21 protein-coding genes are annotated in these 25,042 nt (G+C 32.7%); all 21 read right to left on the bottom strand.

The genetic code is table 11. The annotated features are described in order from the left end of the window. Window positions 1-971: 971 nt before the first annotated feature. The 21 genes from KQI85_RS10200 to KQI85_RS10100 all read right to left on the bottom strand — a co-directional run bounded on the left by KQI85_RS10200 (window position 972) and on the right by KQI85_RS10100 (window position 24,978). Window positions 972-1,616, bottom strand: coding sequence for a methyl-accepting chemotaxis protein (locus KQI85_RS10200; RefSeq protein ID WP_216575982.1), 645 nt, complete (start codon window positions 1,614-1,616; stop codon window positions 972-974). Window positions 1,617-1,661: 45 nt separating this feature from the next. Beyond that, entirely contained in the window at window positions 1,662-3,029 is a 1,368-nt protein-coding gene (gene radA, locus KQI85_RS10195; protein WP_216575981.1) for a DNA repair protein RadA, read from the bottom strand. Window positions 3,030-3,360: 331 nt separating this feature from the next. Beyond that, window positions 3,361-3,774: an endosialidase gene (locus KQI85_RS10190; RefSeq protein ID WP_216575980.1), complete on the bottom strand. Its 414-nt coding sequence runs from the start codon at window positions 3,772-3,774 to the stop codon at window positions 3,361-3,363. 360 nt (window positions 3,775-4,134) lie between these two features. Continuing rightward, on the bottom strand, window positions 4,135-6,579 hold the full coding sequence (locus tag KQI85_RS10185; RefSeq protein WP_216575979.1) for an ATP-dependent Clp protease ATP-binding subunit: 2,445 nt from the start codon (window positions 6,577-6,579) through the stop codon (window positions 4,135-4,137). A 327-nt stretch (window positions 6,580-6,906) separates the two neighbouring features. Continuing rightward, on the bottom strand, window positions 6,907-7,278 hold the full coding sequence (locus tag KQI85_RS10180) for a GntR family transcriptional regulator (RefSeq protein ID WP_216575978.1): 372 nt from the start codon (window positions 7,276-7,278) through the stop codon (window positions 6,907-6,909). Window positions 7,279-7,414: 136 nt separating this feature from the next. Next, window positions 7,415-9,304, bottom strand: coding sequence for a cadherin-like beta sandwich domain-containing protein (locus tag KQI85_RS10175; RefSeq protein ID WP_216575977.1), 1,890 nt, complete (start codon window positions 9,302-9,304; stop codon window positions 7,415-7,417). Between the two features lie 45 nt (window positions 9,305-9,349). Next, a complete protein-coding gene (locus tag KQI85_RS10170) occupies window positions 9,350-11,437 on the bottom strand; it encodes a dockerin type I domain-containing protein (protein ID WP_216575976.1) in 2,088 nt (695 codons plus the stop codon). Window positions 11,438-11,687: 250 nt separating this feature from the next. Continuing rightward, window positions 11,688-12,959: a phosphoribosylamine--glycine ligase gene (gene purD / locus KQI85_RS10165; protein WP_216575975.1), complete on the bottom strand. Its 1,272-nt coding sequence runs from the start codon at window positions 12,957-12,959 to the stop codon at window positions 11,688-11,690. A 14-nt stretch (window positions 12,960-12,973) separates the two neighbouring features. Beyond that, window positions 12,974-13,603, bottom strand: coding sequence for a phosphoribosylglycinamide formyltransferase (purN, locus tag KQI85_RS10160; protein ID WP_216575974.1), 630 nt, complete (start codon window positions 13,601-13,603; stop codon window positions 12,974-12,976). Continuing rightward, window positions 13,597-14,622, bottom strand: a complete 1,026-nt coding sequence (gene purM / locus KQI85_RS10155; protein ID WP_216575973.1) for a phosphoribosylformylglycinamidine cyclo-ligase — start codon at window positions 14,620-14,622, stop codon at window positions 13,597-13,599. Before purM ends, purN begins: the two co-directional genes overlap by 7 nt. A 19-nt stretch (window positions 14,623-14,641) precedes the next feature. Beyond that, the gene (gene purE / locus KQI85_RS10150) at window positions 14,642-15,154 is read right to left on the bottom strand and encodes a 5-(carboxyamino)imidazole ribonucleotide mutase (protein WP_216575972.1); all 513 of its coding nucleotides are present in this window, start codon (window positions 15,152-15,154) and stop codon (window positions 14,642-14,644) included. Window positions 15,155-15,396: 242 nt separating this feature from the next. Next, window positions 15,397-17,469 carry an aminopeptidase gene (locus KQI85_RS10145; RefSeq protein ID WP_216575971.1) on the bottom strand — a complete coding sequence of 691 codons (2,073 nt, stop codon included), beginning with the start codon at window positions 17,467-17,469 and terminating at the stop codon, window positions 15,397-15,399. Between the two features lie 71 nt (window positions 17,470-17,540). Continuing rightward, a complete protein-coding gene (locus KQI85_RS10140) occupies window positions 17,541-17,852 on the bottom strand; it encodes a DUF6142 family protein (protein ID WP_216575970.1) in 312 nt (103 codons plus the stop codon). Then, the gene (locus KQI85_RS10135) at window positions 17,824-18,297 is read right to left on the bottom strand and encodes a VanZ family protein (RefSeq protein ID WP_216575969.1); all 474 of its coding nucleotides are present in this window, start codon (window positions 18,295-18,297) and stop codon (window positions 17,824-17,826) included. The genes KQI85_RS10140 and KQI85_RS10135 overlap by 29 nt, the downstream gene beginning before the upstream one ends. A 79-nt stretch (window positions 18,298-18,376) precedes the next feature. Next, a complete protein-coding gene (locus tag KQI85_RS10130; protein ID WP_216575968.1) occupies window positions 18,377-18,529 on the bottom strand; it encodes a hypothetical protein in 153 nt (50 codons plus the stop codon). 38 nt (window positions 18,530-18,567) lie between these two features. Then, entirely contained in the window at window positions 18,568-19,245 is a 678-nt protein-coding gene (gene pyrE / locus KQI85_RS10125; protein ID WP_216575967.1) for an orotate phosphoribosyltransferase, read from the bottom strand. 108 nt (window positions 19,246-19,353) lie between these two features. Continuing rightward, complete coding sequence (locus KQI85_RS10120; protein WP_216575966.1) at window positions 19,354-20,256, bottom strand: dihydroorotate dehydrogenase; 903 nt, start codon at window positions 20,254-20,256, stop codon at window positions 19,354-19,356. After that, window positions 20,256-21,020: a dihydroorotate dehydrogenase electron transfer subunit gene (locus KQI85_RS10115; protein ID WP_216575965.1), complete on the bottom strand. Its 765-nt coding sequence runs from the start codon at window positions 21,018-21,020 to the stop codon at window positions 20,256-20,258. Before KQI85_RS10115 ends, KQI85_RS10120 begins: the two co-directional genes overlap by 1 nt. A gap of 15 nt (window positions 21,021-21,035) precedes the next feature. After that, window positions 21,036-21,965: an orotidine-5'-phosphate decarboxylase gene (gene pyrF, locus KQI85_RS10110; protein WP_216575964.1), complete on the bottom strand. Its 930-nt coding sequence runs from the start codon at window positions 21,963-21,965 to the stop codon at window positions 21,036-21,038. Between the two features lie 73 nt (window positions 21,966-22,038). Next, window positions 22,039-23,334, bottom strand: a complete 1,296-nt coding sequence (locus KQI85_RS10105; protein WP_216575963.1) for a dihydroorotase — start codon at window positions 23,332-23,334, stop codon at window positions 22,039-22,041. A gap of 96 nt (window positions 23,335-23,430) precedes the next feature. Beyond that, on the bottom strand, window positions 23,431-24,978 hold the full coding sequence (locus tag KQI85_RS10100; protein WP_216575962.1) for a hypothetical protein: 1,548 nt from the start codon (window positions 24,976-24,978) through the stop codon (window positions 23,431-23,433). Between the last annotated feature and the right edge of the window lie 64 nt (window positions 24,979-25,042).

Raw genomic sequence — 25,042 nt, 5'->3', positions numbered from 1 at the left:
TCTCAAATAAAGTTTGAATCTGATTCAAAATCAACTCTTGGCTAATTTATCCTCGTTTTTACTGTTTTAAGTTCAGCACAACTTTTTCAAAAATGTTCTCGTTCCAACTTCGTTGGAACTGGAATTTTCAAGGTTGTTTTATTGTTTAGTTTTCAAAGTTCTGTGTTTATTGTCATCTAAGCGACTTATTAAGTATATATCACTTTTTCTGACTTGTCAACAACTTTTTTAACTTTTTATCAAAACACTTTTTTTATTCATTAATATGTGTTTGTAATTCGTCTCTGTCTTGCTGACATCAGCTATAATACCAAATGTTTTTTATGCTGTCAACCATTTTTCGACTTTTTATTAAAGTTAATCAATTCCCAATTGTCATATGTTGTTGCTTGAATTGAGTGTCTTCTTGTCTCGTCTATGTATTGTTTTCATTCTTTAACCACTTGCAAATACTATAGCGCCTGTTTTAAATCTGCTTTTACCTTTTTTTCTCCAAAGTCATAAAAATAAAAGTAGAATGAAGAACTGATATTTTTTATTATTATCATTATTATAGATTATTATGGATTAGAATCTTATATTTATCTGTAAGCCAGCTCTTGATATTTGATATATGACTATTTCTGTCTCTAATAAAGAATCATTGTCCACACTTTTGTAACTTTGAACCTAAGTCTTTTATCATCTCTATGACATAAAGATTAGGCACAAACATCCTCTTAAAATATGTTTTAATCACAAGAAAGCGATTAATAAAAGATTTTGTTTATGCCTAATAACTATTTTTATTAAACTTATTAAATATTATAAGTTCACCATTATAATATCTATTCTTATTAAACTTATTAAATATCATAAGTTCATCATTATAATAGCTACTCTTATTAAACTTATTAAATATTATAAGTTCATCATTATAAAATGATTTTCATATTAAATCATAGAAAAATCACTTTTTTATTGTAAATATACTATTCTGAAAGCTGTGAAATGCTTGCTTTTACAGAATCTGTTATATCTCTCTGATATGCTATTTCATGTTCCATTTTTCTAGATACTTCATTTGATGTATATGCTGCTTCAAGAATTTTACTAAGTAATTCTCCTACATCACCTGCCATTTTATTCTGGTTTGTAGCATTTTCAAATATTTTATTCATCGATTCTACTGTATCTTTTACAAATGTCTGGACTTCTTTTATTGTATCCGAAATTTCTTTTGATGACTTTGATGATTGCGATGCCAAGTCTCTTACCTGACTTGCTACTACTGCAAATCCTCTTCCATGCTCCCCTGCCCTTGCTGCTTCAATTGATGCATTTAAGGAAAGCATATTTGTCTTATTTGCAATTCCTGCTATTACTCCTGCAAAGTTCTCAATCATCTTTGATAACTGCTCTAATTGTTTTATATTCTCTGATGATACTGCAACTATTTTATTTAATTCATCAATCTTACTAATAATTGACTCTATGCTTGTTATTCCTTCTTTTACAAGATTTAACGATGTATCTGATGAATTTATTACATCAAAAGCCTGTTTCTCTGCTTCAAGTTGGGATGCATCTAGTTTTTCTACTGTTCCACGTATTTCGTTTATAATTTTTTCCTGCATATTGCAAACCTCCAAACATTTGTATGCAAACATTTTTAAGGATGTTTATATTATTGCAATTGCATCCTTTATGTTGTTTACACCTATTAATTTTATATTAAGTTCTTTCTTTAAGCTCTTTAATGATGTTTGTGGCAAAACGCATGTATCAAATCCAAGTTTTACTGCTTCTTGTATTCTCTGTTCTGCCATACTTACCGCTCTTACTTCTCCCGATAGTCCTACTTCTCCAAAAAAGACCATCTTATTGTCTATATTACGATTTTTAAAACTTGATATGAGCGACATAACTATCGCAAGATCTATTGCGGGTTCATTTATTTTTAATCCACCAGCTATATTAACGTATGCATCACATCCTGATAACTGATATCCTATTCTCTTTTCCAACACTGCCATCAATAGATTAACTCTGTTGTAGTCCACGCCTGCTGCTGTTCTCCTTGCCATGCCAAAATTGCTTTGACATACCAAAGCCTGAACTTCTACAAGTATAGGTCTGGTTCCTTCTATAAGACATGCTGTTGCTGAACCCGGAGCATCTTCAGGTCGCCCATCTAACATATATTCGGATGGATTGGTTACTTCCTTTAGACCTTCTTCGTGCATTTCAAATACACCTATTTCATTGGTTGATCCAAATCTATTTTTGACTCCTCGTAATATTCTATATGACGCATGTCTGTCACCTTCAAAATATAGTACTGTATCAACCATATGTTCTAATACTCTTGGACCTGCTACCACACCTTCTTTTGTCACATGCCCAACAATAAAAATTGTAATGTTCATTCCTTTTGCTATCTGCATAAGTATATTAGTTGTCTCTCTTACCTGACTTACACTTCCTGGTGCCGATGTTACTTCTTCACTGAACATAGTCTGGATAGAATCTATTACAACAACATCAGGATTTAGTCTCTTTATTGTGTCTTCTATTGTCTCTAGATTTGTCTCACATAACAAGAGCATACTATCTTTAAATGTTCCTATTCGCTCTCCTCTCATCTTTATCTGACTAAGTGATTCCTCTCCTGATATGTATAATACTCTATTTTCTTTATCGGATAGATTTCTGCAAACCTGTAATAAAAGTGTTGATTTTCCTATTCCTGGATCTCCACCAACAAGGACTAAAGATCCTCTCACTATTCCGCCTCCAAGTACTCTATCTAACTCATTAAACCCTGTTTGTGTTCTTTCATTTTCATCATATTTAACTTTATTTATTGAAACAGGTTCTTTTATATCTGTCAATTTTCTGACTGTCTTTGCCTTTCCTGTTGATGTCTTTGCAACTGGCTGCTCAACAAATGTATTCCACTCTTTGCACCCAGGGCATTGTCCTTGCCATTTTACTGATTCATATCCACATTCTTTGCAAAAAAACATGCTTTCTTTTGCTTTTGCCATTTTTTAATCTTCCTTTCTTTTTGGGTTCTAAACTTTGGTTCTAAGCTTTACTTGGGGGAGTGTTTAGAACCTTTCTTGTTTATGTAAAAATAGCTATGAGGACTGGCTCATAGCTATTTTCATATACGTCTATATTCTTCTTGTGCTTATCATAGCATGATGATAGTATTCTATCTGCTATTAAAAACACATCTTATATCATTATTATATAATATAACTTCTACATATAAATATTCATAATCTAATCAATTTAACATCAAAATACACCTTAATCCAATCATTGTTAACATGTAGATATAATGCAACCTGATTACCTCGTTTTATGAATATATTATAATCTGATTACTTTAATGTCTGAACTGCTTCCACTTGAAAGTTCTACACTTAAAACAAGCTTACCGCTTAAGTTTGTCTTCATCTTGCCAACATTAGTATCATCGATTAATACTTTATATTCAGTTGATTCATCAAGTTCAAGTGTTATCTGTGCATCTTCTTTGCCCTCAACACTAAATGCAACTTCTTTATCTGTAAATTTGAGATTATTAACCGCTGTACCTGGAACTGATTCGTAAACAAACATTCCATTCTTTTCTAACTTAGTAATCTCATTATATGTTTTTACTTTGTAGATATCTCCATCAATTTCAAAATCTTCTACTTTTGATTTCTTATCTAATTCATAATTGCCAAAGCTCAATGTTCCATCAGCTTCTGTTCTTATTAATTCTTTTATCACTGGCATTGTCTTGCCCTCCTAAGTCTAAAGATATTCCTTTTGTGTTTCTGTAAAAATATTATATAATATTTTTCTATACATTTCTAGTGATTTTGTGTCCTTTATAGAAATTTTACTTCTTAATTATTTTTGCAAAACTTAGTATATTATTGCATCTCATTTTTGCTCATACTTTTAGTCTTGTATACAACAATATATTCAATGACTAACGTATTGTTTTATTTCTACTTGTATCTCAAACTTCATATAAGTCATTGTACTGTTACTAATATATTGTTGTGGCTTTACTATATTGTATTATTAACTTTGCTTGTAAAAACACTTTAATAACAACATGTTCATTTGCATCTTATCTTGCATTTCATCTTATCTTGCATTAATAGATAATTGGTTATCTTCGCATGTTATCATTACATCATTACCAGCTTTTATTCTGCCTGCAAGTATATCCTCAGCTAATAAGTCTTCTACATTACTCTGTATTATTCGTCTTAAAGGTCTTGCTCCATATTTTTCATCATAGCCTTTTTCAATTATATATTCTTTGGCTTTACTGTCAATATTAAGAGTGATTCCAAGCTGGTTCTTTGCTCTGTCAGCTATTTTTGCAAACATTATGTCAACTATCTTTGCTATATCTTCTTTACTAAGTGAATGGAATACTATAATCTCATCTATTCTGTTGATAAATTCCGGCTTAAATAACCTATTAACTTCATTCATGACATTAGCTTTCATAGCTTCATAGTTTTTCTTCTTATCCTGTTCTTTTGTGAATCCTAAAGTTTTAGGCTGTATTATACTCTCTGCTCCGGCATTTGATGTCATTATTATTATTGTATTCTTAAAATCTACAACACGACCTGTTGAATCGGTTATTCTTCCATCGTCAAGTACCTGTAAAAGAATATTAAATACATCAGGATGTGCTTTTTCAATCTCATCAAATAATATAACTGAATATGGATTACGTCTTACTTTTTCGCTTAATTGTCCACCTTCTTCGTGTCCTACATATCCTGGTGGTGAACCAATTATCTTTGATACACTATGTTTTTCCATATATTCAGACATATCTACTCTTATCATTGAGTTATCTGTTCCAAACATAACTTTTGATAATGTCTTTGATAATTCGGTTTTTCCAACACCTGTAGGGCCTAAGAATAAAAATGAACCAATTGGTCTGTTTGGATCTTTTAATCCTACTCTGCCTCTTCTAATAGCTTTTGCTACAGCACTTACAGCTTCTTCCTGACCTATTATGCTCTCATGTAGTGTTTTTTCAAGATTAAGAAGTTTTTCTGATTCTTCTTCTGCAAGTTTTTTAAGTGGAATCTTTGTCCACATTGATACTATTGCTGCTATATCATCTTCATCTACAACTAATCCATGTGGTGAATTTGTCTTTTCCCATCTGTTTTTTTGTCTTTTTAACTTTGCTTCTGCTTTTTCAAGATTTGTGCTAATCTCTTTTGCTGTATCATATTCGCCATTAACAAGTGCTTCTTCTCGTTCTCTTGTATAACGTAATATCTCGTTCTCTGTTTCTTTTATCTTGACTGGATAACTAAAATCACCTAATCTTGCTTTTGATGCAGCTTCATCTATAATGTCTATTGCTTTGTCCGGAAGAAATCTGTCATTTATATATCTCTTTGACATTGCTGCTGCTGCTTTTAATGCATCATCTGTTATTGTAACTTTATGATGTTTTTCATAGGTTTTTCTAAGTCCTTTTAATATCTCTACTGTTTCTTCTTCTGATGGTTCTTCTATATTAACCGGTTGAAATCTTCTCTCTAGTGCAGCATCTTTTTCTATATATTTTCTATATTCAGATATTGTTGTTGCTCCGATTATCTGTATCTCACCTCTTGCAAGTGATGGTTTTAAAATATTAGAAGCATCTATCGCTCCTTCTGCACCACCTGCACCGATTATTGTATGAATCTCATCTATAAAGAGTAATATGTTACGATTGCTTTTTACTTCAGCTATAATCTTCTTTATTCTCTCTTCAAATTCTCCTCTGTATTTAGAGCCTGCTACAACTCCTGAGAGATCTAATGTAACAATTCTCTTGTCTTTTAATGTATCAGGAACCATTCCTTCAACAATTCTCATTGCCATTCCTTCGGCTATTGCTGTCTTTCCAACTCCGGGTTCTCCTATAAGACATGGATTATTCTTAGTTCTACGGCTTAAAATCTGAATAACACGTCTTATCTCATCTTCTCTTCCTATTACCGGATCAAGCTTTTTCTCTTTTGCTAATTGTGTTAAATCTCTGCTGTATTGAGCTAGTATTGATTGTTGTCTTGCATTCTTCTGTCTTGGTCTTCCATTTTGGAATTCTTCTTTATAAAGGTTAGCATCTTCTCCCATAGCAACAAGAACATCCATATATATCTTCTGTATATTAAGCCCCATTGTCATAAGCATCTTAGTTGCAATACATTCTGTCTCTTTTAACATTGCCATAAGTATGTGTTCTGTTCCAATAAGTTCTGAATTAAACTTATCTGATTCTTCCTGTGCATTATTAAGTATTTGCTCTGCTTTTGGTGTATATCCCGGACGTTCTTTGAGATTGCTCTCTTCTCCATTATATATCTCCGTAACAAATTTTAATACTTTCATCTTATCTACTTCATGATTCTTTAAAACTGCACCTGCCACCCCGCCTTCTGTATATAGAAGACCTAAAAGTATGTGTTCACTACCAATTTCATTATGAGATGTGTCATGTGCCATATCTTTTGCACATAACAGTGCTTTTTGTGCTAATGTCGTATATCTGCTCTGCATAGTATTGTTTGTATGTTAAACATACGCTCCTTCCTGCTATAATAATCTCAGATAATTGCGAGTCTATATATCATAATTATCCAATAATAAACCTCTGCTTATATAATCATTCTAAATATCCTCTGATTATATAACCATTCTAAACATTCTCTGCTTATATAATCATCCTAAAAATCTCTGATTATATAACCATTCTAAACATTCTCTGCTTATATAATCATCCTAAAAATCTCTGATTATATAACCATTCTAAATATCCTCTGCTTATATAATCATCCTAAATATCTCTGATTATATAACCATTCTAAATATCCTCTGATTATATAATCATTCTAAATATTCTCCCATAATACTGTCTACAATATTATGTATCTCTTCTGGAGATATATTCTTGCATAATGCTTTTGCAATAATTATTCTCAAATCCTGACATAAGTCAGCCTCTGCCTGAAGTTTATCCATATCAACTGCCACAACTGCTCCTTTTCTTCTGTCAAGCTTTATAAATCCTTCCTGTTTGAGAACTGAATATGCTTTATTAACTGTATGCATATTAATCCCAACGCTATCAGCAAGTTGCCTTACAGATGGAAGCGAGTCTCCTTCATGCATCTCTGAGTTGGCAATTCCTATTATAATCTGGTTGCGCAGCTGCATATAAATAGCTTCATCACTATTAAAATCAATCGTTATTATCATATAACCACCTCAAATATATGCTTTGTTATATATATGTTATAACAGTTGTACTAAATTGTCAATACCAGCAGAATGATACATCCTGCTGGTATTGACAATACTTTATTCTTTTATTTTTTCTTAATTATGATTTTTCTTAATTATCATCAAGATCTATAAAATCATCATCCTGAGCTTCAACTCCTTCATGCAACATAACTGTCTCGCCATTCTCGTTGATAACAATCTTAGTATCGCTTTTTATATCTTCACTGTCTTCATCTTCTGTATCTTCATATATCTTGTTAAGTTCTATATCATCATAGCTGTTAATTTTTTTGCTATCATCTTCTGCAACATTAGTATCAGCTAATTCTAATGTATTACCAATATATTGGGTTTTATCAAGTTCTTTAGTATCTTCATCTGTTGAGTTACCATCTTCGCTATCAATGTGCTCCCATTCTTCTATAAGTTCTGATACACTGTTTCCAAGTGTTCTTTCATCTTTTTCTATCACGCCTTCACTCTTCTCATAAGTATCATCGTTGGTAATACCTGCATCCGAATCTGTTTTTACTAAAGGTTGTATATTATTCTCCTCTTCTAATATCTCCCTGTCTTCTTTTTTGCCTTTTATCTTCAATACATACGCAAGGAAAGAGAATACTATAAGTATTAAGAATATTGCAAGTATAATTATTGCTATAAGCATTTTTTTAATTCTACTTTGATTTTCGGTCTTCTCTTTTTCAAGTTTTTCTTCCGCTTCTTTTACTTTTTGTTCTGCATCTGTTGCTGATTCACTCTCTTTAGCTGTCTCTTCTCCTGTTATATTTTCTGCAAAATAACGCTGAATTGTATTCTCATCTCTATCTATTCTATACCATCCACATTCACCATTATAATTCATAAGGTATATTAAAAAACTATTCTTATCTTCCCCAACATAGACTCTTCTTGATATACCGTCTATTATCTCATCTGTCTCCTGATATCCTGCAGGTATATCAACTTCCCCATCTTTAAAATCTATTATTGTATATATTCCCTGTGCCTGAGTCAGATTTATCATCTTATAGAACTCATCTGCTTCTTCATTGTATATATAAAAGCCGCCGCTTTCTTCTTCTCCGGTATTTTTTTCAAGATAAAAGATTACTAATTTCTTGGATATTCCAATACCTGCTTTTATTGTCTGTTTCTTGTATACATATTCTTTTTCTTCAAAGCCTTCTGGTAATGGATGTGCTTCATAGTCTGTATTAATATGATATGTTTCACCACCAACTTTTACCTCTATTGTCACTTCTTCTTTTGATGTCTCTGTTTCTGTCGCTTCTTCGCCTTCTCGTTTAGTATATATTATATATGTCTTAGTCTCTCCATTTTCGGCTGTTACTTTTATATATGTTGTATTGTCACCATAATCCATCTGTGTGCCACTTACTGCTACGGTTGCTGTATTATCTTCTGTCTGTGCACTTACATTAAGTCTTTCACAGTCTTGTGGTACTGTAAGCTTGTATTCTGTAATTGATGTCTGAAACTGTGGTGTTAAGGTACCAGGGCTTACTGCTAAAGTTTTCAGATTATTATTAGCAGAATATGTCTTTGGTGCATTTACTGATACTTTACCTGGTGATACTGAATAATTCATATAATCACCATCTGATGGATTATAGTTATATACATAAGTTGTTGACGTATCAATGTTTATTGTAGAGTCACCGACTCCTACTGTTTTAAATTTTACTGTAAAACTTGTATTATCTGATGACAGAATATGTATTCTTCCACCACCACCACCATCAAAGCCACTAACTGCTTCTATTATTGATGGATCATAAGTAAGCCACAAATCTACTGTTCCTATCTCAGCATTACCGCTTACGCTTACACTTATACTTACTTCATTACCTGTTGTTGATGCCGTTGATGATATACTTATCGTTCCATCTGATGCATATACTGCTCTTGGCATATATAATATCATTGCCGCAAAAACAGTAATTATAAATATTACTTGTCTTATTCTATGTCTCATAATATTTCCCCCAATTCCAAAATATAATCTGTATTATTATTATCATTACTGCTGTATCGTCTTTATACCAAGAATATGTCTCTTGAGATATAGCATATCAAGTGAGTTAATTCCATCATTAGCTCTATTAGTATCACCTGCTTCTAGATATGCTCCTGTAAGTGTACTTATTCCAAGAATATGTCTTTTTATATATAACATATCAAGCGAGTTAACTATACCATCACCTGTTACATCTCCATATACAACAAAAGTATATTCTAACACTATATTTCCTGCCGAATCGGTTACCCATAACTTATTCCCTGTTGCAATTGTTCCTGTATTCTCATTGTTATCTGGTTTTACAATTTTCATTGTATATCCTGCCGACAATTTTATCTGACTTTTTATCTCATCACATGTCTTTCCCGGTGTTACTGCTGTAATCTTCTTAGAACCATCATCAATTTTTAGTATGTCACTTGACACTGATGCTTTTTGTTCTGATTCCTGTATTATAGGTATATTATTCTTGCCTGTATTACTTCCTGACTCATCTAGTCGTACAACATTAATTGTATATATTCTTGACGCACCATTCTCAGCTGTTACTTTTATCTCTATCTTATTGTTACCAACAAGTATTCCATAAGTTCCTGCTCCAGATACTGATGTACCTGATACCATTGCCTGTGCACTTATATCTATCATCTTCACGTCATTATTAACTATTACATCATATTCCTGTGTAAATTTTGAGAATGTTGGTGTCAGTGAATATCCTGAAACTGTTATACTCTTAAGTACATTATTAGGGCTTCCGTCTGATGTTGGTTTTTGTGCTGTTTTCTGTGGCATATTATTATAAACTGGTATCTTAAATACTATTGTCATCTGATTTTTCATATCTTGTGTATATGCTTTTGACATATTAATTGCTTCACTGCTTGGTGCTAAGATATGTGTCATATACTGATGTGTATATGGTGTACCTACAAAATCAAATTTTTGATAATATAATGTGTCTTGACCTATACTTATGTAATTCTTACCTATTATCTTCGCTCCACCTATCATTGCATTAATTCTGGTATTCCATGGTCTTAGCGAGTATTCATCAGGTGTCATTGCATATATAAGTCCATTCTCTATTGCACTTCTTCCATCATGAACATACGCACCTTGATTATAATAGTTGTAGATTCCTTCATATCCTGCATATGTTCCTGATATACTTCCACTTTCTCCATTTATACCCATCTCCTGTATTACTCTTGCTGCAAGATGGTATGGACTTACTCCTGATTGTCTGGCTGCTTCTATGAATGCATCTGCATAAGGTTGATTATTCTCTACAACTGCATCTCTCATAAAACTTCCTGATATTAATTTTTCTACACCATCTCTTGTATGTAATCCTGCATCATATGATAGTGCCTCAAATTGAAATATATATGTCTCATCTAAAAAATTACGTGGATCCATACAATATGCAACAAGTTCTTTTGATGCTGCTGCCCATGCACTTCCGTCAAAGCTGTACCATGTACCAGTATTCCAGTCATAACTTCCTGTTTCTAATGATTTCCATGAACTTATTGAGTTATATGCTATAAGACTTCTTCCGACAATGCTCTCTTCTTTTACTGCTTCATTAAAATCATACGGAAGATGGTCTGCTTTAAATACCCATGACGGATATTTTGCATGCAACTGTCTTAATGAATCTTTATATGTCTCTGGAAATCCTTGTGCATTAAGATATGCTTCAAAATCTGTGTCTGGATCTATATCTTCATTCGTACTATCTATTGTCACATAACTTCCATGCATATATCCTTCATAAGATGCGCCATTATAGTCAAATCTTATCTTATACCATTGTGCGCCATCTGCTGCCATTGCTTTATCTTCTATTGATACTTTATGTCCTGTATATAATTGTATTCTCGCACCATTAGAATCAGTCAATACAGCATTTGACGTACCAGGTCCTGTTCTTACATTAACCTGGTCTCCATTAACTGTGGCTTCTGTAGCTGCAAATACTGATATCTCATATAGCTGTCCAAAATAGTATAAATTATACGTTAATGCTAAAATCATCGCCATGATTAATGCTAATGTACGTTTTTTATGTATTCTTTTCATACTTTTTCCCCCTTACTAGGTTTACATGTATCTAAAAACTCCAACAATGCATATTATTATTCTTTTTCATGATTTCTCTAAGGGTTATTTCGTATTTTTTTAATGAATAATTTACATAAAATAATAATTAATATAATGTCTTGATTATTTGTTTTGAAAAATTAATTTTCTGATTATTATATAGAAAAAGACTATTGCAATTAATTAAATTATTATTGCAATAGTCTTTTATCTAACATTTTATAATTATCTATGCTTCGTCAATAGCTTTTCCAATATCATGGCGCATATATTTATTCTCAAAATCTATCCATTCTGTTGCCTCATATGCATTAGCTCTTGCAGCTTTTAGATCTTTACCAACTGCTGTTACGCCAAGAACTCTTCCTCCATTAGTTACTATCTTACCATCAACAAGTTTACTTCCTGCATGGAAAACATAATAACCATCGCGATTAACAAAATTGTCTAATCCTTTTATCTCAAAGCCTTTTTTGTATGAAACAGGATATCCATCTGAAGCAAGTACAACACATACTGCTGCATTATCTTCAAATTGCAATTCTATCTTGTCAAGTGTTCCATCTATACATGCTTCAAACACTTCTACTATGTCGTTCTTCATTCTTGGAAGAACAACCTGTGTCTCTGGATCTCCAAATCTTGCATTATATTCAAGAACTTTTGGTCCATCTTCTGTAAGCATAAGTCCAAAGAATATAATTCCTTTAAATTCTCTTCCTTCTGCTCTCATAGCATCTACAGTTGCCTGATATATATACTTATGACAGAATTCATCTACTTCTTTAGTATAGAATGGGCTTGGTGAAAATGTTCCCATTCCTCCTGTATTAAGTCCCTGATCTCCATCTTTTGCACGCTTATGATCCTGTGCTGATGTCATAATCTTAATTGTCTTGCCATCTACAAATGAAAGAACTGATACTTCACGTCCTGTCATAAATTCTTCGATTACAATTGTATTACCTGCATTACCAAACTGTTTATCAAGCATAAGTGTCTTAACACCTTCTTCTGCTTCTTCTCTTGTCATACAGATAAGAACACCTTTTCCAAGTGCAAGTCCGTCAGCTTTTAAAACAATTGGGAACTTTGCTGTCTTTAAATATTCAAGTGCTTTTTCTGGTGAATCGAAGTTCTCATACGCTGCTGTAGGAATATTATATTTTTTCATCAAATCTTTTGAAAATGCTTTTGAGCCTTCTAATATTGCTGCATTTTTTCTTGGTCCAAATACTCTAAGTCCTTCTTTTTCAAAAGCATCTACAACACCACCTACAAGTGGATCATCCATTCCGATAATTGTTAAATCAATTGCTTTTTCTTTTGCAAAGGCAACTAATTTATCGAATTCCATTGCTCCAATATCTACACATTCTGCTATCTGAGCTATACCTGCATTACCTGGAGCGCAATATATTTTATCAACTTTTTTACTCTGTGAAACTTTCCATGCTATAGCATGTTCTCTTCCACCACTGCCTACAATAAGTACTTTCATCTCTATGCCTCCGACTATTCACTAATCATAACTTTTTTGTCACTTGTTACTGTTACTTTGTTATTAGCTATCAAATCTACTGCTTTAGGAAGTATCTGCCACTCTGCTTCTTCCATAACTCTTCTTTGAAGTATCTGTGGTGTATCATCCTGTTTAACTAATACTGGCTTTTGTAAAATAATAGGACCTGTATCTGTTCCATCATCAACAAAATGTACTGTAGCACCTGTTACTTTGACTCCTCTTGCTAATACTCCTTCATGAACTTTTAATCCATAATAACCTTTTCCACAAAATGATGGTATTAGTGAAGGATGGATATTAATTATCTTATTTTTGTATCCTTCTACTATTGAACCTGGTATTGCTACAAGATAGCCTGCAAGTACAATCAAGTCTACTTTGTAACTGTCAATTGTCTCTTTTAAATGTTCATAAAAGATATCTCTGTTTTCAAAATCCTTTGGTGATATACACTCTGCTGCTATATTATTATTTTTAGCACGTTCTAGTGCATAAGCATTCTTATTATTACTAATAACTACTTCTATCTTCGCATTAGTTATTCTCTTGTCATTAATTGCATCTATAAGTGCCTGAAGATTAGTTCCGCCTCCTGATACTAAAACACATATTTTTAGCATAAGGTTACTCCCTTCTCGCCTGCCTTAACTTCACCTATTACATATGCTGTGTCTCCAACACTCTTAAGTGCTTCTAATACTTTTGCTTCATCTGCTTTATCTACTGCAAGTACCATACCAATACCCATATTAAATGTATTGTACATCATCTCTTCTGCTATATCTCCGTCTTCTGAAAGCATCTTGAATATTGCAGGAATCTCATAGCTGTCTTTCTTAATATATGCTCTTACACCATCATGTAACATTCTTGGTACATTCTCATAGAAACCACCACCTGTAATATGACTACATCCTTTAATCTTAACACCTGCTGCTTTTACAGCTTTTAAATCTTTTACATAAATCTTAGTTGGTGTAAGTAATGCTTCACCTAATGTCTTACCAAGGCAGTCATAATATGTATTAAGTGATTCTGCACTCATATTAAATACTTTTCTTACAAGTGAATATCCGTTACTGTGAACACCTGATGATGTTATACCAATTAATACATCTCCGTCTGCTATATCTTTACCTGTTATTAAATCTTTTTCGTCTACAATTCCTACTGCAAAACCTGCAAGATCATATTCATCTACTGGATAAAATCCTGGCATCTCTGCTGTCTCTCCACCGATTAATGCTGCTTCTGACTGAAGACATCCCTGTGCAACACCACTTACGATTGTTGCGATCTTCTCTGGTTCATTCTTGCCACATGCTACATAATCAAGGAAAAATAATGGTTCTCCACCTGCACATGCAATATCATTAACACACATAGCTACACAATCAATACCGATTGTATCATGTTTGTCTAATAAAAATGCAAGTTTAAGCTTTGTTCCAACACCGTCTGTTCCAGATACAAGTGTAGGTTTTTCCATTCCTTTGAATTTTTCAAGTGAAAATGCTCCTGAGAATCCACCAAGTCCACCTAATACTTCTGGTCTCATTGTCTTCTTAACATGTTCTTTCATAAGCTCAACTGCTTTGTATCCTGCTTCAATATCTACTCCAGCGTTCTTGTAATCCATCTTAATTTACCTCCAAAAATTACATTTCTTTCATATATTCTTTATATCCAACGTTTTCAAGTTTCTCTTTTTTTGCCATTACTTTGTCTTTTAATCCAGCTTTGTATTCTTTTAATTTTTTAAGTAATTCCGGATCTGATGTTGCTAATATCTTAGCTGCCATAATTCCTGCATTAGCTCCACCATTGATTGCTACAGTAGCTACTGGAATTCCACTTGGCATCTGTACTATTGAATAAAGTGAATCAACTCCTCCTAATGACTTAGTATGAATTGGAACACCTACAACAGGCATTGGGAAAATTGCGGCTGCCATACCTGGAAGATGGGCTGCTCCACCTGCTCCTGCAATAATAACTTTGTATCCCTTCTCTTCTGCTGTATTAGCATAATCAAAAAATACATCTGGCATTCTATGTGCTGAAATGATTGTCATATCATAATCAATTCCAAACTGTTCAAGAATCTCTGCTGCCTTGCTCATAACCTCAAGATCTGAATCGCTTCCCATTACTATACCAACTTTTGCCATATCAATTCTCCTTTTTTATTGAAAACATATTGTTAACTTGTAGTACCATTCACTAAATAACATATATTCCATAACAGTAATTGCTAATGTTATATCTTATATCAACTTATAAGATTGACTTATAAATGTTACTTATTAATTCTGTATTACTTATAAGTTATTTTACTAGGTCTTATTCAATCCGTCAATACTTATTATTTCACTTTTAAACTTTTTGTCATTAAGTTTTGTCATTATCTGTTCTATTCATTAAATGGTTCGTTAAGAAGTTCTGTTCCTGCAAGCACAAATCTTCCATCTTTGATTATTGTTATTCTGTCACCATCTTTTTTAACTGCTGTAATCTCAGCAATCTCATCATACGGTATTGTTATATCTGTATGGCATCCATAATATGCCTTCTTAATATCTTCTTTTCTTGCAATTGACACTTCATTGTCTTTTGCAATTATCTCTTTTCCATCAGGATTATATACCTTGATATCTTCTGACCATGTATAACATGTATCTCCTACAGCAAAATGTGGTCCCATCTTCTCTACTATAAGTATCGGAAGTTTGTATACAATATCATACTTATTAGCCATAACATAAGCTGTTGTATTAGTTCCAATGGCAAACTCACCTATAGCAAGTGTATCATGATTGTTAAGTATAACTTGTTTTATAAGTTCCTTATTTTCTTCTTCTGTTTCAAAATTATCACATGTATAATCCTGTATCATACCATCTTTAAAAGTTATTGTAAGGTTTATAAATTTAATATCTTTTAAGTACACTTCGCTTACATTAAGAACACCATTAGTTCCTGTAAGTTTTGGTGATGTGAAGACTTCGCCAAGTGGTATATTAACATCTGCAAGACAGTTTTCAAAAAGTGTCTCTGTCTCTTTATTCTTAAGTTCTAAAAGGTTTACATTAATCTTAGTCTTATTCTTACCACTACCTTCGACATATACATAATCCGCTTCATTAAGTGCATCAATAATATTCTCCTGCACTTTACAATATTTTTCATAATCAAGTGTATTAATTCTTACTGTTTCTGCAAATATCTCTTCAAACTTATCTCCAATCTCCGGAATCGGATAGGCTATTATTGTAAAACTTCTTTCTTCGCCTTTTATATATTCATTAACAATCTTTTGACTCTCACTTCTGTAATTAACAAGCAATTTCTGCTGTTTCTCATCAAGCGTAAAACATTCTTTTTTATTAACAGGTTCAAATGGTGTTTCGCCAAATATCTCCATTACTGCCGGTCCTGCATGAACATAAGCAAGCTCTTTATATTTCTCATAAGCACATTTTATTACTCCAAGCTTTCTCTCCATACATGCCTTATCAAAATAAAGTGCATTATCATTACGATGATCATAATCCATCTGTTTGTTTGGTGATATCGCACTGTATCCTGTTCTGACATAAGTATTCTTGTTACTTGAATTAACCGGTGAACGATACATAACAACATCAAGTCCAAGCTTTGCAAACTGTTCTATCGCTGATTTTACGATTCTCTCAAAACCTAATGTATATCTTATATTAACTGTTTTCTTCTTATTAAGTGGCTTATTGGCAAGTTCGAATCCTTTTCTAAAGCCTTCTACATACGTATATGCCATCTTGTCTATATCTTCTTCAGGAAGTTTTGATAAAAATTGTGCTGTCTTTATCTCATTCTCAGATATATATTCACCAAATTTGTATAGATAAGAAACATCGCTCAAATCTGAATTCATTATAATATCTTTTGCAAATGATAATTCTGGATCTATTATCTCTCTTATACCATATTCTACCATGACATCAGCATAATCACTTACAAACCAATATAATATCTTTCTTATCTCTTCTGCATCAGGTTCTTCTTCGTCTTCGAACCAGTTATAAACTTCTATGAAAAGTTCACATAGTATTGTAATCTCTGTAAGCCTGCTCTCATAGGCATATACTATCATTCCTCTTATCTCCATATACATAAAAGATAAAAGTCTTCCATTATCTATTCCAAGTTTTTGTGCCGCATAAGCCGGATTAGCATAACTTGTCTCATAATTAGCAGGAAGAATATCTTCATATAACTGATTATTAAGATTGTGTAATTCTTCCAATGTCTTATTCTCAAGTTCACCTTTCTGAACCATATCCCACAATTTGTCTATCTGAAGAATAAAAGCTGATATTTTTTTAAAATAATCATCATATTTATCTTTTACATGTTCATCCTTCATCTGTCTTATTCTAGCTATTGCAAGTTCATATCTCTCTCTTACTTCTTCATTACTTTCTTTAAATAATAATCTATAATCCATGTTTTCTCCTTAAATCTATTCGCCAACAAGCATATATGTTTAATGTTTCTGTCATTACCTACAATTCACTCTTATATAAATGTTACTGCAATAATAGAAATCATTATAAATAACAATATTCCACATAAAAGTGTTCCTATTACAGAATATAAGTAATATTTTTCTTTCTCTTTAAAGCCTTTAATTCCAAATGTAGTTCCTATTATTGTCATTATTACAACAATAAATCCTATTATTCCTACCATCTTACCGCCTTTTCCTTTAGCTTCAAATGATATATATATAGCAAGTCCAAATAATACCAGTGATATTATCCCTATTATTGTTGATAGAATTCCTCCGGTGGCATTCTTCTTACCTACGAACTTTAAATCTTTTGCCAAAAAAACTCCTCCTTACTGCATTGAATATATAAAATGCGATATATCCAAGTACACCTCCTATTGTATTCAATATCATATCATCCACATCGCAGCATCCAACTTTACTTACAAGCTGAATCATCTCTATACATAAACTTAAATCAAATGTAAGTATTAATATTCTAAATATTCCTCGTGTCTTTGGCGATAATATTGGCAATATAAATCCAAATGGCATAAAACCAACTATATTACCACCTATATTAGTTAATACAGCTACTGTACCTAACTGCTTTCTATATTTTATAAATCTTATAATCTCTTTAAACGGAATCAAATTATAACTATACTCCTCACAAATGCTGGTTCTCCCCCATATTTCTGCAAAGAACATAAAATAAACCAAAACGCATATATATCCCCAAAACAGAATCCAACTTATTATTTTTACTGTTCTTTCTTTCACTCGATCCTCCTGTTCACATTATTAGTATTTTTATTATTTTACGATTTAAAGAAGCCACATTAAGTGGCTTCTCTAATCTCTACAGTAAAACATGCGCTTTACTCTTTATTAATCTTGCTCCATTAATAATTAACATTACTCCCGAGGCTATTCCTGTTGCTATAACACATATGCCAATTACAATATTAAATGCACCTACATTGCCCATTGTCTTATATACTTTTTCTTCCATTCTCAGCCCACCTCCGTTATTATCGATAAAACTTATTATTATTTTTCTGCTCCATACTGAACATAATATTTATCTATTGCAGCTTTTATTGTATCATCTATTACAACTCTTCCTTTGTATGGTTTGTTATAAAGATGTTCAACTACATCTTCCATTGTTACGATTGCATTAGCATCAAATCCATATTTTTCTTTTATCTCTACTAATGCACTCTTTGTTCCTTTTCCTTTTTCCATTCTGTTAAGAGATACCATAAGTCCTACTATCTCAACATCACCCTGAGCTTTTATAATAGGGAATGTCTCTTCGATAGATTTACCTGATGTTGTTACATCTTCTATTATAACTACTTTATCTCCATCTTTTATAGGACTTCCAAGAAGGATTCCTGCATCTCCATGATCTTTAGCTTCTTTACGGTTTGAACAATATCTTATCTCTTTGCCATATAATCTGTGAAATGCCATTGTTGTTGCTACACTAAGTGGTATTCCTTTATATGCTGGTCCAAAAAGTACATCAAAATCATCGCCATAATTGTCATGAATAGCTTTTGCATAATATTCGCCAAGTTTTGTAAGCTGTGCGCCTGTAACATAAAGTCCTGCATTCATAAAAAATGGTGATTTTCTTCCACTCTTAAGTGTAAACTCGCCAAATCTTAATACATCTGAATCTACCATAAATTCTATAAATTCCTGCTTATACTGTTCCATGTTATCCTCCTATTATCAGAGTCTTTAGAATTCTTCTTCTAAAGACTCAATATCACATTTTATACTAACACAAACCTGTTAAAATCTCAATAAATTTAATAAAACAGATTATCTTACTGCTCCTATTAATGAATTAATATCATCAATACTATTTTTCTTCATATAGTTCTCTATTCCATCTACTATATCTATTGTAGCTGTTGGATTGTAGAAATTAGCTGTTCCTACTGATACGGCTGTTGCACCTGCAAGAATAAATTCAAGTGCATCTTCATAATTGCTTATTCCGCCCATACCAATAATCGGAATCTTAACTGCATTAGCTACCTGATATACCATTCTTACAGCTATTGGTTTTACTGCTGGTCCAGACATTCCACCTGTCTTATTAGCTATTGCAAATGTTCTTCTGTTGACATCTATCTTCATTCCTGTAAGAGTATTAATAAGTGATACAACATCTGCTCCACCTGCTTCAGCAGCTCTTGCCATCTCTGTTATATCTGTTACATTAGGGCTTAATTTCATTATAATTGGCTGTTTTGCATATTTTTTGAGTGTTGATGTAATATTCTCAACATTCTTTGCATTCTGACCAAATGCAATTCCGCCTTCTTTTACATTCGGACATGATATATTAATCTCTAAAAGATCTACATCATAATCTCCTAATTTTTCAACTACTTCTATATAATCTTCAGTTGTCTTTCCACATACATTAACAATTATCTTTGTATCAAACTGTTTTAAATATGGAATATCTCTCTTTGTAAAGACATCTATTCCTGGATTCTGAAGACCTATAGCATTAAGCATTCCACCGTATACTTCTGCAATTCTAGGTGTTGGATTACCCGGCCATGGAATATTAGCAACGCCTTTTGTTACTACTGCTCCTAGTCTGTTAAGATCTACAAATTCGCTATATTCTGCTCCTGAACCAAATGTTCCTGAGGCTGTCATTACAGGATTCTTCAATGTAACTCCTGCTAAATTAACACTTGTATTCATTATAATTCTACCTCCTCAGCAAAAAATACCGGACCATCTTTACATACTCTGGCATTATGAACGTGTGAATGTTCATCTTCATTCTTAGTCTTACATACACATGCAAGACATGCACCTATTCCACATGCCATCTTCTCTTCAAGTGAAATCTGTGTCTCTATATTATTAGAAAGTCCCCATTCCTTGACTGCTTTAAGCATTGGTTTTGGTCCACATGAATAGATAACTTCGCCTGTAACATTCTGCTCTTTTATAGCATCCATTACATTGCCTTTTGTTCCTATGCTTCCATCTTCTGTTGCTATTACAACTTCACCACATTTTTTAAACTCATCAAGTAAAAATGTATTTTTATCTCTATATCCTAATACAATTGTCTTATCACATTTTAGCTGTTTTGCAAGTTCTAACATTGGTGGAACACCTATACCACCTGCTATAAGTACTGCTTTTTTATCTCTTAATGTATAACCATTGCCAAGTGGTCCCATAACTTCTATTTTGTCATCAGCTTTCATCTCACTAAACTGTCTTGTTCCTTCTCCAGCTACTCTATATACAACTCTTAACATATCTTTAGATATCTCACATATACTTATTGGTCTTGGCAAAAGGCGACTGCTGTCATGTGTATATATTGATATAAACTGTCCAGGACGTGCATTTTTTGCAATATTCTCTGTCTTAATCCACATACTGTAGATACCATTTGCAAGCTGATCCTGTCTTACTATTACTACCTGTTCTTTAAATTTTTCTGACATAAATATTACTCCTTATTATTTTGCAGCTTTAATTGCATCACTTATATCTTTTATCATATCTTCTACTGCCATTCTTGATGCATCAGCATAGTTCTCACTTCCAATATGTGCATATTTATCCTGTTTGTATGCTGCAATTATTCCTCTTGAGCTGTTAACGATTGCTCCTAATCCATCTTCGTTAAAATAGTGTACAAGATCTGCTCCTTTTCCACCTTGTGCACCATATCCTGGAACAAGAATATATGTCTTAGGCATTACTTTACGAAGTACTTTACCAATCTCTGGATATGTTGCGCCTACTACTGCACCAACATAGCTATATTCATCGCCCATAACTTCTTCGCCCCATGCTGCTACTTGTTCTCCAACTATCTCATATAATGGTTTGCCATCGATAAGTCTGTCCTGGAATTCTCCACTTGATTTATTTGATGTCTTAACAAGTACAAATATACCTTTCTTTTCTTCCTTACATACATCTGTAAAAGGCTTTATTCCATCTGTTCCAAGATATGGATTAACTGTAACAAAATCTTCATCAAATGGACTATAAGTCTTACTTCCAACCTGTACTTTACCAATATGACCTACTGCATATGCTGATGATGTTGAACCAATATCACCTCTTTTGATATCTCCGATTACTACAAGATCTTTTGATTTTGCATAATCAACTGTCTTTTTAAATGCCATAAGTCCTTCTATTCCGAACTGTTCATACATTGCTATCTGAGGTTTTACTGCTGGAATCAGATCATATGTATTATCAATTATTCCCTTATTAAACTGCCAAATTGCTTCTGCTGCTCCTTTTAATGTCTCGCCATATTCTTTAAATGCTGCTTCTTTTATATGGTCTGGTACATAATTTAACATTGGATCTAGACCTACAACTATTGGTGCGTTTGTTTTTTTGATTTTTGATACTAATTTGTTAATCATATTTTTCTCCTTATTCCTGCAGTAATTATTACTGCTTAATTAGTTACTAGTTTATTGTAAATGACAGTGTATATTAACACTCACTGTATACTATTTTACCATTTACGATTGTTGTCATAACTTTACCTTTTACTTTTTTACCATCAAAAGGTGTATTCTTTCCTTTAGAAACGAATTCATTCTTATCTATTACATATTCTTTATTCGGATCTATTATTGTTATATCAGCAACTTTGCCAACCTGTAGTGTTCCTCTGTCTATTCCTATTACTTTTGCAGGATTATAGCTCATTATCTCTGCCATCTTAAGTGGTGTTATCACTCCTTTGTCAAGCAGTTCGGTTACAACAAGTGAAACTGATGTCTCAAGTCCTACTATTCCAAATGGTGCTTTAGTCATTGAGCCTGTCTTCTCTTCTTCTGAATGTGGTGCATGGTCAGTGCTTATAATGTCCATTATATTATTATGAATACCTGCTATTAATTCATCAACATCCTTCTTAGTTCTTATCGGAGGATTCATCTTATAATTAGCATCATCTGCAACTATATCTTCTTCTGTTAATGAAAAATGATGTGGACATACTTCTCCTGTCACAGGAAGTCCTTCTTTTTTCGCTTCTTCAATAAGGCGAACACTGTCATAAGTTGAACAATGGCACAGATGAAGTCTACATCCGGTTTCTTTTGCAAGCATTATATCTCTTGCTACTATTATATCTTCAACTGCATTACTGATGCCTTTTAATCCAAGCTCTTCAGATCTCTCGCCCTTGTTCATAACTCCACCTTCAACAAGGTTAATGTCTTCACAATGTGATAATACAGGAATTCCTGTTTCCTTTGCAATCTTCATTGCTTCTCTTAAAAGTGATGAATTCATAACGCTTTTTCCATCTTCGCTTATCGCTATAGCTCCATGTTTTACAAGTTCTCTTATATCTGTAAGTTCTTCACCTTTCATTCCTTTAGTAATCGCTGCAACCGGATAGACATTAACAACGGCATCTCTTTTTATTATGTCTAATTCTTTTTCGAGCATCTCTACGGAATCTATTACAGGTTTTGTATTAGGCATAGGACATACTGATGTGAATCCTCCCCTTGCCGCAGAAAGAGAACCTGTCTTTATAGTTTCTTTATACTCAAAGCCAGGTTCTCTGAAATGTACATGAAGGTCAATTAAACCAGGCATTACAAATTGATTAGAAGCATCTATCACTTTGCATTCCTGTTCGCTTTTTATCGCATCTTCATCAATATTTGATTCTACTTTTGTAATAATATTATCTGTAACAAGGATGTCATATATTCCATCTTTGTCTGTGGCTGGATCTAAAACCCTGCCATTTTTAATTAAAATATTCATGACCCGTCTCCATTCACACGTTTTTTGTTTATTCTAACATAATTTATTTTCTTTAGCAATACACGTGAATGCAGACTTTTAATCTATTTTTTCTAATTATTCTAACACTACTGTTTTATATAGATACTCACCTTTCATATTACAGATACCGATATAATTATTTCTCTTGATAATCATATAATTATCAATAACCTGTTCTACAATCTCACTTCCTGTTGATTCATAGACAGTATTACCTTCCATATCCATAACTGTAACTTTGCCTGATACTACTTCACCTGTTGAATCATTATACTTATATTCACTTATTACAAGATTGTCGCCATCAACTGATGCATAGCCTTTAAATGTTCCAACAGCTTTATCACCAATGAATACTTTGGTATTATCACCTGTTGAATCAGAAACAGAATACATTGTTTCTGCATCATCTATAGCATATACTGTTGTAGCTTCAATATCGCTTACATCAAGCTTATTAGCTTCTTTACCATCTTTCATAATAGTTACAGTATTCTTATCTTCTGAAAGTTCTGCTGTTATTGTATCATCTGAAAAATAATATTCAAACTTCTTCGCTCCTTCACCCGAAGTCTCATTACCTTCAACATCATAATATATTGACTTATCATTATCTGAATCATATAACATATATCCACTATCTGTAAGTGCAGGTGATGAATAATTTTCTTCTACTGTCATATCTTTTTGGTACACACATCTTCCCTGTGCATTACATACAAATCCATAATCTCCAAAAGTTCCTGAATACATTCCAGTTGTGCTATTTACATCTTCAATGAACATATAATCTGCACTAATTCCTCCAAGTGCTTCGCTTATACTATCATAATCTGCGACTTTATTACCTGATGGATCTGTTAATATCTGCTTAGTTCCATCTTCATTATATGATATTGTATAACCATTAATATCGTATGGTTCATAATCACCAGACGTATCACTGTCACGTTCTTCAAGGAGTTCGCCTTTCATATCATATACTTTTTCTTTCATGCTCTCATAATCACTAACTATAATATTACCATCTTCATAAGATACTCCACCATAAGAACCTGTTTCAAAATCATCAAGTATAATATTACCTTTGTAATCTATTATATCTACTTTATCGTGGTTCTCACTATATCCGGCAAACAGTAATGTAGTTGCATCAAAGTCTTTGTCTGTAACATATTCATATCCGCCAACAAGAGTATCTATATTAGCGTATGTAGGCTCTATAATCCACTTTGCACTGTTAAGATCATATAGACCATAATTATATGTCTTAAATACATAACCATCATCAGTTGTCTCTCTCTTCTCTTCATCTTCTATTCCTATTGCAACCGGGCAGTCCGAACGAATAACACCATTACCTGAATAGTTAAATGAAGCCTCACTCATTGCAAATACTTCATTTGCACAGTTATCAAGTATAGTTGTTTTGCTAGTGTTATCTTTTTCTGTGAATTTTGACTGAGTAAGTACAAATACTTCATCATCAGAAAAATCAAATACTTTCTCTTTCTTATCTTTTTTACCAGTTGGTGCACCATTATTCTTTTTTTCTCCACATGCTGTAAATGTTGTAACAGCTAGTGCCATTGCCATTGTAATACATAACGCTCTTTTTTTCATAATTCTCATCCTCTCATTTTTATTATATACAGGTAACATTCTTTATAAAAAGTTAAATATACTA

The sequence above is a fragment of the Falcatimonas sp. MSJ-15 genome, from assembly GCF_018918265.1.
In the GTDB taxonomy this organism is placed as follows: Bacteria; Bacillota; Clostridia; order Lachnospirales; family Lachnospiraceae; genus Falcatimonas.
Note: the sequence above shows the minus strand (reverse complement) of the source record. Positions and strands in the feature narration are given on the sequence as shown.